This is a genomic window from Streptomyces sp. NPDC033131 (assembly GCF_055578365.1).
Genome location: NZ_JBVIPA010000014.1, coordinates 172,862 through 187,562, shown reverse-complemented (window position 1 = coordinate 187,562; position 14,701 = coordinate 172,862). Strand labels below are relative to the sequence as shown.

The following is a 14,701-nucleotide window of genomic DNA, read 5'->3' as shown; positions in this document are numbered from 1 at the left end:
AGGCACCTCGGGGCCGCAGCCGCTCAAGGCGCAAGCCTCCCCAGGCCGCAGGCACTGAAAACGCAAGCCTCCTGGGGTCACAGGCACTGAACCAGAAACGCCTCGGGGCCGCAGCCGCTCAAGGCGCAAGCCTCCCCAGGCCGCAGGCACTCAAGGCGCAAGCCTCCCCAGGCCGCAGGCACTGGCGGCGCAGGAGGACGCTGGATGCGCAAGCCTCTCGGAGCGCGGGCTCCGGGGGCGTGTGGCGACCTCCGGGGCCGTGCGCCCGAATGACCTCACCCCACAGGCACCGCCAAACGTGACGGAATAGCGCACCATGGACGCATGAAAGAGCTGGCCGGGCGCCTGACCGCGCTGGACCCGGACGCCGGCGCCGCCGTCCAGGTCATCGCCTACTTCGACCGACTGGCCGAGTCCCGGGCCGGGCTGGAGGCGCTGGTCCGTGGGGCCGCGGTGCTGGCCGGGGTGCCGGCGCGGCTGGTCGACGCCGACCGGCGGGTGCACGTCCGTGTCGAGGCCGACGGCACCCGCCGCGAGACGGACCGTCCGCCGGACGCCGCCTGGCCGTCCGCCGCGCTGGCGCCGGGCGGGGCCGCGACCCTGTGGCTGGAGCGGGCGGAGGCGGCGCCCCCCAGCGTGGTGGACGCGGTGATCCTGGAGCGGGCCGCCGGCGCCGTACGCCTCGTCCTCGACCGCACCCGGGGGCGGGCTCGCTCCGACGATCCCGCGCTGATCGAGACGGCCCTGGACGCCTCGGCCCCGGAACCCGCCCGGCTGCACGCGGCCCGCGGACTGGGCCTGGACCCCGCTGCCCCCGCACGCGCCCTGGCCCCGCGCGACGGCCGGCCCCGGATCGTCGCCGCGCACCCGGAGGCCCGGCTCCCCACCGGCCGGCTCGGCGTCGGCCCCGCCGTCCCGGTGCTGGACCTGCCACGTTCCTGGGCCGCCGCCCGTACCGCCCTGCGGTTCACCGCGGACGGCACCGCACAGGACCCCGGACCGCGCGTGGTGTACGCCGACGAGCTCGGCGGCATCGCCCTGCTGGCCGACCTGGTCGCCCCGGGCGCCGAACCGCCGCCCGACGTCCGGGCGCTGGAAGCGGCGGCCGCGACCACGCCCTGGCTGCCGGCCACCCTGCACGCCGTGGCCTCGACGGCGAGCCTGCGCGCGGCGGCCGTCGAGATCAACGTGCACCACTCCACGCTCCAGGACCGGCTGACCCACGCCGAGCACCTGCTCGGCTGGGCCCTGCGCACACCGCAGGGCCGACTGCGACTGCAGTTGGCCCTGACGATGCGGCACCTGGCGCGGTCGTAGCGGGTCACGCGCGCGCCGTCGGACGGCCATGGCGATTTCCCGGCGATCACGGCCAACTCACGGCCATCACGGCCATCACCATCACGGCGATGCTTGCATGCGCGCGATAAGCGCATCCGCTGGAAATTTCAAGCATGGCCTATCCTGGATGGTCAGTCACCTCGGGACGGAGGAGCAGGCCCCATGACCGCCACAGACCCCGCACTCACCGCCCTCGCACAGGGCTGGTGCGCCCTCTCCCTGCTGCACGGCAGGATCGAGGCCCACATCGAGCGGGCCCTGCAGGCGGGGCACGACCTGAGCGTGCGCGAGTACTCCCTGCTGGACGTCCTCGGCCGCCAGCACGACGGCGAGGGCGGCCACCTCCAGATGAAGCAGGTCGCCGACGCCGTCGTCCTCAGCCAGAGCGCCACCACGCGCCTGGTGACCCGCCTCGAAGACCGCGGCCTGCTCTCCCGCTACCTCTGCCCCACCGACCGCCGCGGCATCTACACCGACGTCACCGCGGCCGGTCGCGAACTCCTTGAAGAAGCCCGTCCCACCAACGAGAGGGCTTTGCGCGAAGCCCTCGACGAGGCCGCGCGGAACCGGGAACTCGCCCCGCTGGTACGGGCCGTCGAGACCCTCGGCGTAGCCGCATGAGCCTGCCGCCGCTTCCGCTGACCGGGATCACCGTGGTCAGCCTGGAGCAGGCGGTGGCCGCTCCCTTCGCCACGCGGCAGCTCGCCGATCTCGGTGCCCGGGTGATCAAGGTGGAGCGGCCGGGCGACGGCGACTTCGCGCGACGCTACGACACGACCGTGCACGGCCACTCCAGTTACTTCGTGTGGCTCAACCGGTCGAAGGAGTCCCTCACGCTCGACCTCAAGGACCCCCGGGGGCGCGAGATCCTGCACGAACTCCTCGATGGCGCCGACGTGTTCGTGCAGAACCTCGCACCGGGAGCCGCCGACCGGCTGGGCCTGGGCGTGGACGGCCTCCAGGAGCGGTGGCCGCGACTGATCCCGTGCACGATCTCCGGTTACGGCACCTCCGGGCCGTGGGCCGACCGCAAGTCGTACGACCTGCTGGTGCAGTGCCAGACGGGCCTGGTGTCCCTGACCGGCACGGCCGAAGAGACCGCCCGCGTCGGCATCTCCGTCGCCGACATCGCGGCCGGGATGTACGCCTATTCCGGCGTCCTCACCGCCCTGTTCACGCGCGCCACCACCGGCACGGCACACCCGGTGGAGGTGTCCCTGTTCGAGGCGCTGGCCGAGTGGATGGGCCAGCCCGCCAACTACACCCGGTACGGCGGCACCCAGCCCCCGCGCCTGGGCACCCAGCACGCCACCATCGCGCCGTACGGCGCCTACACGGCCGCCGACGGCAGGGACGTGCTGTTCTCCATCCAGAACGAACGCGAGTGGGCCGCACTGTGCGCCGACTTCCTCGGGCGGCCCGAACTGGCCGCCGACCCGCGTTTCGCCACCGGCTCCGACCGGGTCGTCCATCGCGATGAGCTCAACGCCGTCGTCGCCGAGCGCGTCGAGCGCTCCGCCGCCGAGGAGATCCTGAAGGACCTGGAGGCCATCGGCATCGCCTGCGCCGGGGTCAACGACATCGCCGGGTTCCTCGACCACCCGGTCCTCGCCGCCCGTGGTCGCTGGCGCGAGGTGGGCGTGCCCGGCGGGGCGACGGTGCAGGCGCTGCTGCCGCCGGCCGACCTGGCGGGGCTGCCGGCGCGCATGGACCCCGTGCCGGGTGTGGGCGAGCACACCGAGGCGATCCTCACGGAACTCGGCCGCGGCCCCGCCGACATCGAGGCACTGCGCGCCGACGCCGTCATCTGACCGCGGAGGACCACCGATGCGGCGGCCGAGTGCGGCCGGGCCGGCCGCGGGCGGGCCTCACCAGGACGTCCCGGAACGCGTGACGCGGAATCCGACGTCGTCCACCCGGAACGTCGGATGGCTGCGGCGGCGTACGGACGCCCGGCAGCTCCAGTGCTCGTCGAACCAGCCGCCGCCGCGCAGGACCCGGTAACTGCCGTAGACCTCCGGGTCGTAGAGATCCCAGCACCACTCCCAGACGTTGCCGAGCATGTCGTACAGGCCCCACGGGTTGGGCCGTCGGCCGCCCACCTCGTGGAGCCGTTCGTCCGAGGTGCCGCGGTACCAGGCGATCTCGTCGAGCGGCCCGTACCGCGGCCCGGTGGTACCGGCGCGGCAGGCGTGCTCCCACTCGGCCTCGGTCGGCAGCCGGTACCCGTCGGCGTCCGTGTCCCAGTCGACTGCTTCGCCGTCGGAGTGGACCCGGTACGCGGGGGCCAGCCCGGCCCGCTCCGACAGGGCGTTGCAGAACCGGACCGCGTCCCACCAGGAGACCCCCTCGACGGGTAACCGGTCACCTGGCGCCGCGCCGGGCCGATGCCCCGTCACCTGGGCGTACAGCTCCTGGGTGACGGGGTACGCGGCCAGCCGGTAGGGCCCGAGTTCCACCTTCCAGGTGCGTTCGGTCCGCCGGTCGGCCAGCGTGACCTGTCCGGCGGGGACGGCGATCATCCGGTGCTCCGCGCTCTGGTTCATGCGCGGATGATCTCACCGGCGGGCTGCGGGCCGGCCGGGGCCCGGCCGCTCGGTCCTGGTCCTGGTCCCGGTCCCGGTCCTGGTCCCGGTCCCGGTCCCGGTCCTGGTCCTGGTCCTGGTCCTGCTCAGTAGCCGTAGCGGCTCTTCACATGGCGCCAGAAGTCGCGGAACATCCACTTGTCGAACTCCGTGATCTGCGCGGCGCTGCCCGCCTTCATGAGGAAGCAGCACTGGCCGGTCGGGGTCCAGTCGTAGAAGTCGTCGAGGCCGAAGGTGTGGCCGACCTCGTGCAGGTAGATGTGGATGTTCTCCTGGTCCAGCGCGCCGGTGAAGTACTCCTGGCCGACCCGCTGGCCCCAGTCACCGCCGGCACCGCCCTGGAATCCCTTGGTCAGCCACAGCGACTGGTCGTAGTGGCGGGCGGCGCCGCCCGGGCACCTGGAGTAGTTGCCGTCCTGGTGGAAGAAGCGGCCGCAGTCCGGCGCGCACTGCGGGGCGCCGCCGCCGTCGAGGTTGCCCGCGTAGATGTCGACGGAGTTGTCGGTCCACTGCAGGGTCGACCGGGACTTGACCGCCCAGCCGACGATGTTGACGGGGACGGTGGTGTACGGCCAGGCGTTGTGTCCCCTGCCGCCTTCGACCATGGCCGCCGTCCACTTGCCGAACTGCTTCTTGAGCGCGGTGTGGATCCGGTCGCGCAGGGCGGCGCTGACCGGGGCGTCGGACTCCCAGCGGACGCAGTAGTTGACGCTTCCCTTGTTGGCCATGACCTGGTCCCAGCCGTAGTTCCGGAAACCGTGGAGGTCCGGGTAGGTCGACTGGACGTGGTTCCAGACCTCGTTCAGGGGCTGGACCAGGTTGGCGGGGGGATTCCAGTCGTCGGCGGCCGGGGCCGGGATGGCCGCGGCCCCGGCCGGAGTCGCCGCCGCCTGTGCCGGGGTCACCGACACGCCCGGCAAGGCGAACACTGCGGCCAGGGCGGCCAGGACGGCGATCAGACGCGCAATGCGGGTGCGCATGGTGAACTCCCTTGATGGGGTACGGGATTCACCTTCGTGTCGCCGCCGACGCCCGGCGGGTTGCCGCGTCCTGTCCGGCCGGTTGCCGCGCCCCGCCCGGCTCAGCCGGTGAGCGGTGCCGTCGCCAGGTCCGCCGTGGGCACCGTGGTCAGCTCCGTCGCCGTCGGAAGGTCCGCCGTCGGCACGGTGGTCGACTCTGGCGCGCCGCCGCCCAGCACTCCCGTGACCAGTCCGGTCACCGGCGTCAGCAGCCCGGTGACCTGGCCCAGTACCGCGCCCAGATCGAGCGAGGTGAGCGCCCCGAGGATTCCGTCGATCGACGACTGGAGCTCGGTGAGCAGGTCGGAGACCGGGTCGGCGGCCGCGGCCGCCGGCACCGAAGAAGCCAGCCGCTGCTGAACAGCGGCATGTGCGGTCCGTACGGCGCGGTCGTACGCGGCGGCGTCCGCCGGGTCGAGACGGCTGCCCTCCGACGCCGCGATGGAGTTGACCACGTCGACGAGCGGGGTGAACACGGCGGCGCGGTCCGCTCTTTCCAGCGCGTCGAGCCGTTCCACGACCGCGTCCGCCGCCGGGGCGGAGCGTGCCACGGCGGTCCGGTCCACGGCCTCCGAGGAGGTGTCGCTCGCGGCGGCGGTGCCGGCCGATGCGAGCAGCAAGGCCGAGCACAGCAGGGGCGGCAAGAGAAGACCGCGGGTAACCAGGTGACGCATGCACGTTCCTTTCCCTCACGCTGTTCACGCTGTTCAACGCTTTTCCTGCGCCCACCGTGGAAAGCACCCCGGCCCTCCGCAACCGCTCCTGCAGCCGGTGACCCGCCCGACGCCTCGGCGAGGTCACGCTGACCAGCACCTTCCCGGACAGCACGGCCGCTGTGAGCGCTACGGGCACGTTCGCCCGTCAGGGTGCGCCCCCTTTGTTCTGCTGCTCCGTCCGGACGGGCGACCGGGGACGGACACACATCTCACGGAATCCGCGACCTTCACAGAATTCCGGCAACCTTTGCGGCAGCGGTGGCGACTGGTGGGCGACGCGCTCCACGAACTGCCGAACGAAGGTCACCACGTGAGTACAAGAGCAGCCCTGCACCGCCGGACGCGGCGCGGGAGAACCAGCCGTCGGACTGTTCTGATCAGCGCGGTGGCCACCGCTCTGGTCGGGGGCGTGATCATCGGCGGTGTCCTGATGAGGTCATCGGCCTCCGGGCCGGCGGCGGCCAAAACCAGGTCCGCGCCGTCCGCTTCGGCGTCACCTTCCCCTTCGGGTTCGTCATCGTCTCCTTCCCCCTCGGCGTCCTCGTCGGCCTCCGTGTCCGCCTCGCCCTCGGCCTCGTCCTCGGCTTCGGCTTCGGCATCCGCGAGCAAGAGCCCGTCCGCCTCCGCCGCCAGGCGCCCCTCCCCCTCCCCCTCCCCCGCCTCCGCCCTCGGCTCCTGGCCGACCGCCACCGGGGGCAAGCCGGTGACGTCCACCATCCAGGTCTCCGGCAGCTACGACGGCGGCCTGCGACGCTTCTACGGCTCCGGCGCCCTGGGCGGCGACGGGCAGGACGAAAACCAGGACCCCGTCTTCGAACTCGCCGACGGAGCCGTCCTGAAGAACGTGATCCTCGGCGCGCCGGCCGCCGACGGCGTGCACTGCCTGGGCAGTTGCACCCTGCAGAACGTGTGGTGGCAGGACGTCGGCGAGGACGCGGCCACCTTCAAGGGCACCTCGCCCTCGGCCACGTACCTCGTCGTCGGCGGCGGCGCCCGGAAGGCGGACGACAAGGTCTTCCAGCACAACGGTGCCGGCACGCTGACGATCAGGAACTTCCAGGTCGCCGAGTTCGGCAAGCTCTACCGCTCGTGCGGCAACTGCGAGACGCAGTACGAGCGCCACGTCGTGATCGACAACGTCAGGGTGACCGCCCCCGGCAAGGTGCTGGCCGGCGTCAACGCCAACTACGGGGACACCGCCACCCTTTCCCGTGTGACGATCGTCGGCGACAGCGGCAGGGACATCACCGTCTGCGAGCGCTTCCAGGGCAACACCAGCGGCGCGGAGCCGAGCAAGATCGGCAGCGGTCCGGACGGCACGTCCTGCCGTTACAGCGCGTCGGGCATCGCCTACAAGTGACCGACGGCGAGTTCCTGTGAGACTCGGTGTTACGGCCATGCAAACGAAATGCCGTGGCTAGACTCCCGCCCCATGCGTAACTCCAGTCCCATCAGGCAGTGGAAGAAGACGTCCCCTCGCGCCTCGCGCCCCGACACCCACGACTGGAGAAGAACGGTCCGGAACGTGGCCCGTCGGGGCGCGAGGCGCCTCAAGGCGCCTGTGCCGCAGGCCACGTGCGACCCGCTCGGCACACCGGCCGAGAGGGGGGACGACGTTCCGTGAAAGCTCGGCACAAACAGTCCCGCGACCCGCGCGGACACTGGCTGTTACTGATACTCGTCCTCCCCGCGATGTTCGGGGCCCTGCTCTTCGAGGGCTGGACCAACCACGAGGTCGACGCGGCGAAGACACGGTCCGCGTGCACCTCGCCCGTTCCCGACGCCGTGGCCGGCGGCGGCCCCGTGGTGGGGATCAACCGCAACGGCATACAGACCGGCTCGATGCCCGCCCGCACCGTCGCGCTCACCTTCGACGGCGGTCCCGACCCCGTGTGGACCCCGCGCCTGCTCGACCTGCTGCGACAACACCGGGCGCGCGCCACCTTCTTCCTCTTCGGCTCCCAGGCGGCCCGCCATCCGGACCTGGTACGGCGGATCCGCGACGAGGGCCACGAGATCGGCTCCAACACGTACACCGGTGCCGCCCTGGGTGAGACGTCGCCCGCCCGCTTCTCCGCCGAACTGGACCTGACCCAAGGTGCGTTGGCCGGTACCGCGGGTCTTCGCACCAATCTGCTGCGGATGCCGCGGACCACCTCGCCGGACACCCTGTGCGGCCGCGAGTGGCAGGCGGCACGGCGCGCCACCGCCCGGGGATACGTCCTGGTCGCCGCCGACAAGGTGTCACGGAAGCCGGCACAGGGCCTGGTCCGGCAGCTCAGCCAGACGGCGACCGCGTACCGGCAGGCGGCGAAGCTGCTCGGGAACCGGAACGTCGACCGCTTCACCACCGTCTCGGCAGGGCTCCGGCTCACCCCGTACGCCCCGGTGTCGACCCTTGAGAGGTGGCGTGGCACCGCCCTCGTGTGGGCCACCACCGTCGGGCACGCGTTCTCGAACGCCATGACCTGGACGCTCGGCATCGCGGGCGCTCTCGGGGTGCTGCGGCTGGTGCTGCTCGCCGTCTTCGCACGTGCTCACGTCCGGCGTCTGGAGCACTCCCGGCCGGGCGCGCCCTGGCTGCGGGAGGTGACGGAACCGGTGACGGTGCTCGTGCCCGCCTACAACGAGGAGGCCGGCATCGAGTCCACCGTCCTCTCCCTGCTCGCCTCCGACTACCCCCAGTTGCAGATCATCGTGGTCGACGACGGCTCGACGGACCGCACGGCGGAGCTCGCCGACGGCATCGGCGATCCGCGCGTGCTGGTGATCCGCAAACCCAACGGTGGAAAGGCCGCCGCCCTCAACACCGGTTTGGCGTACGCGAGTTACGGCATCGTGGTGATGGTCGACGCCGACACCGTCTTCGAACCGGACGCCATCCGCCATCTCGTGCAGCCGCTGGCACACCCGGCCGTCGGCGCGGTCAGCGGCAACACCAAGGTCGGCAACCGGCGGGGCCTGCTCGCCAAGTGGCAGCATCTCGAGTACTGCTTCGGCTTCAATCTCGACCGCCGGATGTTCGAGGTGCTGGAGTGCATGACCACCGTCCCGGGCGCCATCGGGGCGTTCCGCCGGGACGCGCTGACGGGCGTCGGCGGGATCAGCGACGACACCCTCGCCGAGGACACCGACCTCACGATGGCGTTGTGGCGGGCGGGCTGGCGGGTGCTCTACGAGGAGTCCGCCGTCGCCTGGACCGAAGTGCCCACCTCCCTGCGCCAGTTGTGGCGTCAGCGCTACCGCTGGTGCTTCGGCACGATCCAGGCCATGTGGAAGCACCGCGGGGCGGTCCTGGAAGTGGGAGTGGCCGGGCGCTTCGGCCGGCGCGGACTCACGTACCTCGCGCTGTTCCAGGTCGTCCTGCCACTGCTCGCGCCGGTCATCGACGTCTTCGCCCTGTACGGCGTGCTGTTCCTCGACCCACTGAGTTCGGCCGGGGTGTGGTTCGCCTTCCTGGGCGTCCAACTGGTGTGCGCCGGTTACGCGTTGCAGCTCGACGGGGAGCGGAAGCGGGCCTTGTGGTCGATGCCTTTCCAGCTCTTCGTCTACCGGCAGCTGATGTACCTGGTCGTCGTCCAGTCCGTGGTCGCCGCCCTGGTGGGCAGTCGGCTGACGTGGCAGCGCATGAAGCGTTCCGGTACGGCCGCTGAACAGATCGGAGGTCCGGCCTCGTACAAGAGCCTGCCGACGAGATGATTCCGACGTGGTGAGGGACTGAGCAGGCCGATGAGTGACGGGACCGACCGCCCGGCGGGCCACTACGACCCGAGCGGTGGTGTGGCGCGGCCAGCGCGCGTCGTCACGGGGCGGGTGACGCGCGGGACCGCGGCCTCGCCCACGACGCGTACGGCACCACTGCCGGGCATGCCCTCGCCGGCCACTCCGGGCCGTACGGGCCACGGGCGCGGGCCCTTCGGGGACGCGGGCGGCCGTCGCTCCCCCAGGCCGCGTCCCACCCGGCGCCGCAGGGTCACGCGGCTGGCGATCGTCCTGGTCTGCGCACTGTCCGTCTCCTTGGCCGGTACGTACGTGTGGGCGGACACCGAGCTCGACCAGAAGGTCGACCTCGGTGCGCTCCCGGACCGTCCGGCGGAGGGAAGGGGGACCAACTACCTGATCGTGGGCTCCGACAGTCGTGCGGGCCTGTCGGAGCAGGCCCGGAAGGATCTGCGCACCGGCTCGGCCGAGGGCCGCCGCACCGACTCGATGATGCTGCTGCACACCGGCGCGAACGGCACCACGATGATGAGCCTGCCGCGCGACTCGTGGGTGACCCTCCCGCCGTACGTCCGTCCCGAGACCGGCAGGAACTACCGCGCCGAGCCCGACAAGCTGAACGCCGCGTTCTCCCTCGGCGGCCCCGACCTGCTCGTACGTGCCGTGGAGCGCAACACCGGGCTGCGCGTCGACCACTACGCGGAGATCGGCTTCGCGGGCTTCGTCGGCGTGGTGGACGCGGTCGGTGGCGTGGACCTGTGCCTGGACCGTGCCGTCAAGGACGAGAAGTCGGGCGCGGACCTGCCGAAAGGCTGCCAGACCCTCGACGGCGGCCAGGCGCTGGCGTTCGTCCGGCAGCGCAAACAGGAAGCCCAGGGTGATCTGGGACGCACCCGCAACCAGCAGAGGTTCCTGACCGCGCTCGCCAGGAAGGCCGTCACCCCGCAAACGCTCCTCAACCCCGCCAAGGCCCTTCCGACCCTCGGCGCGGGCCTCGACACGCTCGTCGTGGACAAGGACACGGAGCTACGGGATCTCGTGTCGCTGTTCCAGGCGATGCGGGGCGTCACGGCGGGCGGCGGCAGACAGGTCAACGTGCCCGTCTCCGACCCCGCCCTCGCCACCTCCAAGGGCAGCGCCGTGAAGTGGGACGACCGCCGGGCGCGGAAACTCTTCGCGGAGCTGAGGGACGACCGGCCGGTGACGCTCCCGCGGGAGAAGTGACCACCCCGGCCGGCGGCCGGTCAGGCCCGGCGGGCGGAGGAGCTCATCGCCGGGGCGCCGACGGAGGCCTCGGGGACGTGGGGGTAGGCGGCCGTCCGGTGCTGGAAGGACAGGATCTTCGGGTTCTGTACGACACCGTCGCGGATCTCGATGGCCTTGCCGACCGTGGCGTCGGCGTCCCACGCCTCGGACCCGCTCATGACCTTGCGCAGGTACGGCAGGAGCGCCTCGCTGATCTCCCACGTCGCCGAGTTCCACAGGTGGGACGGACTGTGGTCCACCGCGTAGTAGTGGCAGCCCGGGCCCACCGTGGGCATCGGCTCGCCGAAGGAGGTCGGCCGGGCCCACTCGAAGCCCATGCCCTCGTCGCAGGCGACGTCGATGAAGAAGGTTCCCGGCCGGAACAGGGCGAGCTCGTCCTCGGTGACGAACGTCAGCGGCGCGTCGGTGTCCTGCAGGACGCAGTTGACGATGATGTCGAACCCGGCCAGGTACTCCGCCAGCGGCTTGGGACCGGCCGCGGTGATCGCCAGCAGGCGCGAGGAATCGTCGTCCTGCTCCTCGAAGTGGCCCATCACGACCGACGGCATCGGCGAGGCCACCGCCGCCGCGGCGCGCTGGGTGAGCACGGTGACGTCGGAGACGCCCATGGCGCCCAGGCCCGTGACCGCTCCGCGCGCGGTGGCGCCGAAGCTGATGACCGCGGCGCGCAGGCGGCGGCCGTAGCTGCCGGTCAGCCCGCCGAGCTGAAGGGCGTGCAGCACCGAGCAGTAGCCGGCGAGCTCGTTGTTCTTGTGGAAGACGTGGACGCTGAAGGCGCCCGTGGAGGTCCAGTGGTTCATGGCCTCCCAGGCGATGAGGGTCAGCCGCCGGTCGATGGCGAGCTGGGTCATCTTCTCGTCCTGCACGCAGTGCGGCCATCCCCACAGCACCTGGCCCTCGCGCAGTGCGGCGACGTCCTCGTGCATGGGCTTGGGCAGCAGCAGCACGTCGCACTCGGCGACCAGTCGCTCACGGGGGCGCAGGCCCGCCACGAGCGGCCGCAGAGCGTCGTCGGCGACACCGAACCGGTCGCCGTACCCCTCTTCGAGGAAGATCTTCTCGCGGATGTCCGGCGCGATCCGCTCGAGGTGGGCGGGGTGCAGCGGCAGCCGGAACTCGTTCTCCTTGCGGGAGGAGGCGAACACTCCGAGACTCAGCAGGCTCATGCGCTTCCTCAATCATTCAGTTCTTGGTGGTGCTCGGGTCGTGCGTGAGGTCCCGGAATGCCTCTCGGGCCCTCGGGAAACAGGAAAACCGCAGAGGCGGGGCGCGGCGCGAAAACGGGATACGGACGGCCTGTGCCGTGCTCCGAGGGCGACGCCGAAACGGCTCACGGCGTGCGAGGTGCGCTCGATACCGCAACCGTACTCCTCCTCTGGGTCCGGACCCGACCGTCCAGGCGTCGCGGGCCCCTCCCCCGCCCGGCCGGGAACCTTGCCGGCACTCCGGACGTTCTGGAGAGTGGTTGTAGTTGAAGTTTGCGAACGTGTGAGCGCCCGCGGAGTTCTGACAGCGGGCGCTTCGTCGTTTCAAAGTTTTCTTCGACGGCTGGCGACCAGCAGCCCGGAGTACGCGCGAGCGCGCGTACTCCGACGTACTCGCCAACTCGGAGGAGACCGCACATGGCCGACCTTTTCGCCCCCCACTCGGCGATCGACACCTCGATGCACACACGGGCCGACCAGGTCCGCGCACTCTGAGGACACCCCGTTCTGATGCAGGCCCGCGGCGCGGGCCTGCATTGCGCTGCTTCCCCACGGGCTTCACGCACCCGACGCCCTGCCCCCGCGCCGGCACCGGCCCGCACGCTCTCCGAAAGGCAAACCGTGACCACTGACATCATGAACCGGGGCACCGATCCGGCGGATCCCGCCGGGATCTCAGAACCCTCGCCCGGCAGCCGGGGCAGCGAGTACGCCGCCCTGTCCCGCGAGGTGAAGCAGAGCGGGCTGCTGAAACGGCGCCCGGGCTACTACTCGGTGAAGGTGGGGGCGAACCTGCTTCTGCTGGCCGCCGGATGGACCGCGTTCGCCCTGATCGGCGAGTCGTGGTGGCAGCTGCTGACGGCCGCCTTCCTCGCGGTGATGTTCACCCAGACCGGGTTCATCGGGCACGACGCGGGACACCACCAGATCGCCGCGTCCAAGCGCGTCAACAACCTGCTCGGCCGGGTGCACGCCGACCTCCTGATCGGTCTCAGCTACGGCTGGTGGATCGCCAAGCACAACCGGCACCACTCCCACCCCAACTACGTCGACCGCGATCCCGACATCGCCGACGGCGCGATCGCCTTCACCCAGGACCAGGCCCGCGTGCGCAGCGGGGCGTATGCCTGGCTGGGCCGTCACCAGGCCTGGCTGTTCTTCCCGATGCTGCTGCTCGAAGGGCTCGCCCTGCACGTGGCCGGCGTACGGGCGCTGTTCGACCGCGCCGGCACCCGTACCTCACGAGTGACCAAGCTGTCCGAGGCGGGACTGCTGACCGCGCACCTCGTCGGCTACCTCGCGGCCGTGTTCCTGGTCCTGCCCCCCGTCCAGGCCGTGTGCTTCATCGCCGTGCACCAGGGACTGTTCGGGCTGTACATGGGGTGCTCCTTCGCACCCAACCACAAGGGCATGCCCATGTTCGCCAAGGACGACAAGGTCGACTTCCTGCGCCGGCAGGTGCTGACCTCTCGCAACATCCGGGGCCACCGGTTCACCGACTTCGCGCTCGGCGGTCTGAACTACCAGATCGAACACCACCTGTTCCCCTCCATGCCGCGGCCCAGCCTGCGCCATGCCCAGGAGATCGTGCGCGCGTTCTGCGCCCGGCACGGCATCGCCTACCACGAGACCGGGCTGCTCAGCTCCTACGCACAGGTGCTGCGGCACCTCCACGCGGTCGGCGGACCGCTTCGCCCCGAACTCGAGTACTGATCCTTTCGGCACTGCCGTCTGACGCGGTCCCGCTTGCCGCTCCTATCGAATTTCGATAGATTTCCATCGTACCTCGATCGAAGGAGAGGCGATGGGGAAGCTGACAGTGCTTGCGCTGCGCGCCGTGCTCGTGATGCTGCTCGCCGGTTCGCTGGGCGTGCAGGCGGTGATGGTGCCGCTGCTGGCCCTCGACTTGAGGGACTTCGGCCGGCGCACCCCGGTCCTCGTGATCGTGGTCCTCGGGATGGTGACGGTCCAGGTCGTCCTGGTCTGCGTGTGGCGGCTCGTGACGATGGTGCGGCGGGGAACGGTGTTCTCCCACGCCGCCTTCCGGTACGTGCACATCGTGATCGGCACGATGGTGACGGCCGCGCTCCTGGTGTTCGCGCTCGGGGTGGTCCTGGCGCCGGGAGAGGCCGTCGCCCCCGGCATCGTGCTCCTGCTGGGCGGGATCGCCCTGGGGGTCCTGGGGGTCGCGCTCATCGTGCTGGTGCTGCGGATGCTGCTCGCTCAGGCCGTCGCACGCGACGTCGAGGCGGCGCAGTTGCAGGCCGAGCTGGCGGAGGTGATCTGATGCCGATCGCCGTCGACATCGACGTCATGCTGGCCAGGCGGAAGATGTCCGTGGGCGAGCTCGCGGACCGCGTCGGCATCACGCCCGCCAACCTGGCGGTGCTCAAGAACGGCCGCGCCAAGGCGGTGCGCTTCGCGACACTCGCCGCGCTCTGCGAGGTGCTCGAGTGCCAGCCGGGTGACCTGCTGCGCTGGGAGGCCGACGACGCCGACGACGAGTTCGCCGACCTCACGGCCTCACCGGCAGCGCCTGGCGGCACGTAGGGATGCCCCATGCTGTTCGGCCGTCGTGCCCCCGGGGCGACGGCGGACCGATCAAGGGGCGTGCGGCGACGCCCGGCGGCACACGGTCCTTTCGGTGCGGACCTCCGCTCCCAAGCACCCGAGGGCACCCGGACCCGGTCGGCACTCGGCCCCCGGACGCGGCCCCTCCGCGAGGCACCTGGTCCCCAGCCCTTGACCCGGAGCGCGCCGGGGCGCCCGGCCGGACGGCACGCGACCCTTGGACGCGGGCCTCCGCGAGGGACCTGCCCCCAGCCTGCCGGCACACGGGACCTGACCCGGAG

The 14,701-nt window shown here is 71.5% G+C and carries 13 protein-coding genes; 9 read left to right on the top strand and 4 right to left on the bottom strand.

The window, feature by feature from the left end:
* Positions 1-324 precede the first annotated feature (324 nt).
* The 3 genes from ACZ5XS_RS20175 to ACZ5XS_RS20165 all read left to right on the top strand — a co-directional run bounded on the left by ACZ5XS_RS20175 (position 325) and on the right by ACZ5XS_RS20165 (position 3,149).
* On the top strand, positions 325-1,317 hold the full coding sequence (locus ACZ5XS_RS20175; RefSeq protein WP_468653106.1) for a helix-turn-helix domain-containing protein: 993 nt from the start codon (positions 325-327) through the stop codon (positions 1,315-1,317).
* Positions 1,318-1,500: 183 nt separating this feature from the next.
* A complete protein-coding gene (locus tag ACZ5XS_RS20170; protein ID WP_468653104.1) occupies positions 1,501-1,959 on the top strand; it encodes a MarR family winged helix-turn-helix transcriptional regulator in 459 nt (152 codons plus the stop codon).
* Entirely contained in the window at positions 1,956-3,149 is a 1,194-nt protein-coding gene (locus tag ACZ5XS_RS20165) for a CaiB/BaiF CoA transferase family protein (protein WP_468653102.1), read from the top strand. The genes ACZ5XS_RS20170 and ACZ5XS_RS20165 overlap by 4 nt, the downstream gene beginning before the upstream one ends.
* Before the next feature lie 57 nt (positions 3,150-3,206).
* Here the strand turns inward: ACZ5XS_RS20165 and ACZ5XS_RS20160 are convergent, their stop codons facing one another.
* The 3 genes from ACZ5XS_RS20160 to ACZ5XS_RS20150 form a co-directional block, all read right to left on the bottom strand.
* Entirely contained in the window at positions 3,207-3,884 is a 678-nt protein-coding gene (locus tag ACZ5XS_RS20160; RefSeq protein WP_468653100.1) for a formylglycine-generating enzyme family protein, read from the bottom strand.
* 125 nt (positions 3,885-4,009) lie between these two features.
* Positions 4,010-4,903, bottom strand: a complete 894-nt coding sequence (locus tag ACZ5XS_RS20155) for a hypothetical protein (protein WP_468653098.1) — start codon at positions 4,901-4,903, stop codon at positions 4,010-4,012.
* A gap of 101 nt (positions 4,904-5,004) precedes the next feature.
* Positions 5,005-5,616: a hypothetical protein gene (locus ACZ5XS_RS20150; RefSeq protein WP_468653096.1), complete on the bottom strand. Its 612-nt coding sequence runs from the start codon at positions 5,614-5,616 to the stop codon at positions 5,005-5,007.
* A 595-nt stretch (positions 5,617-6,211) separates the two neighbouring features.
* On the opposite strand from ACZ5XS_RS20150, the gene ACZ5XS_RS20145 reads away from it, so the two are divergent.
* From ACZ5XS_RS20145 to ACZ5XS_RS20135, 3 genes are all read left to right on the top strand, one after another.
* The gene (locus ACZ5XS_RS20145) at positions 6,212-7,018 is read left to right on the top strand and encodes a pectate lyase (RefSeq protein ID WP_468653094.1); all 807 of its coding nucleotides are present in this window, start codon (positions 6,212-6,214) and stop codon (positions 7,016-7,018) included.
* 260 nt (positions 7,019-7,278) lie between these two features.
* Entirely contained in the window at positions 7,279-9,357 is a 2,079-nt protein-coding gene (locus ACZ5XS_RS20140) for a bifunctional polysaccharide deacetylase/glycosyltransferase family 2 protein (RefSeq protein WP_468653092.1), read from the top strand.
* A gap of 30 nt (positions 9,358-9,387) precedes the next feature.
* Positions 9,388-10,602: an LCP family protein gene (locus ACZ5XS_RS20135; RefSeq protein ID WP_468653090.1), complete on the top strand. Its 1,215-nt coding sequence runs from the start codon at positions 9,388-9,390 to the stop codon at positions 10,600-10,602.
* A gap of 20 nt (positions 10,603-10,622) precedes the next feature.
* On the opposite strand, the gene ACZ5XS_RS20130 is transcribed toward ACZ5XS_RS20135, so the two are convergent.
* A complete protein-coding gene (locus tag ACZ5XS_RS20130) occupies positions 10,623-11,810 on the bottom strand; it encodes a N(5)-(carboxyethyl)ornithine synthase (protein ID WP_468653088.1) in 1,188 nt (395 codons plus the stop codon).
* Between the two features lie 675 nt (positions 11,811-12,485).
* Between ACZ5XS_RS20130 and ACZ5XS_RS20125 the strand changes: the two genes are divergently transcribed.
* From ACZ5XS_RS20125 to ACZ5XS_RS20115, 3 genes are all read left to right on the top strand, one after another.
* Positions 12,486-13,562 (top strand): fatty acid desaturase family protein, encoded by a 1,077-nt coding sequence (locus tag ACZ5XS_RS20125; protein ID WP_468653151.1) that lies wholly within the window; start codon positions 12,486-12,488, stop codon positions 13,560-13,562.
* Positions 13,563-13,653: 91 nt separating this feature from the next.
* The gene (locus ACZ5XS_RS20120; RefSeq protein WP_468653086.1) at positions 13,654-14,136 is read left to right on the top strand and encodes a DUF2975 domain-containing protein; all 483 of its coding nucleotides are present in this window, start codon (positions 13,654-13,656) and stop codon (positions 14,134-14,136) included.
* Entirely contained in the window at positions 14,136-14,399 is a 264-nt protein-coding gene (locus ACZ5XS_RS20115) for a helix-turn-helix domain-containing protein (protein ID WP_468653085.1), read from the top strand. Before ACZ5XS_RS20120 ends, ACZ5XS_RS20115 begins: the two co-directional genes overlap by 1 nt.
* Positions 14,400-14,701 lie beyond the last annotated feature (302 nt).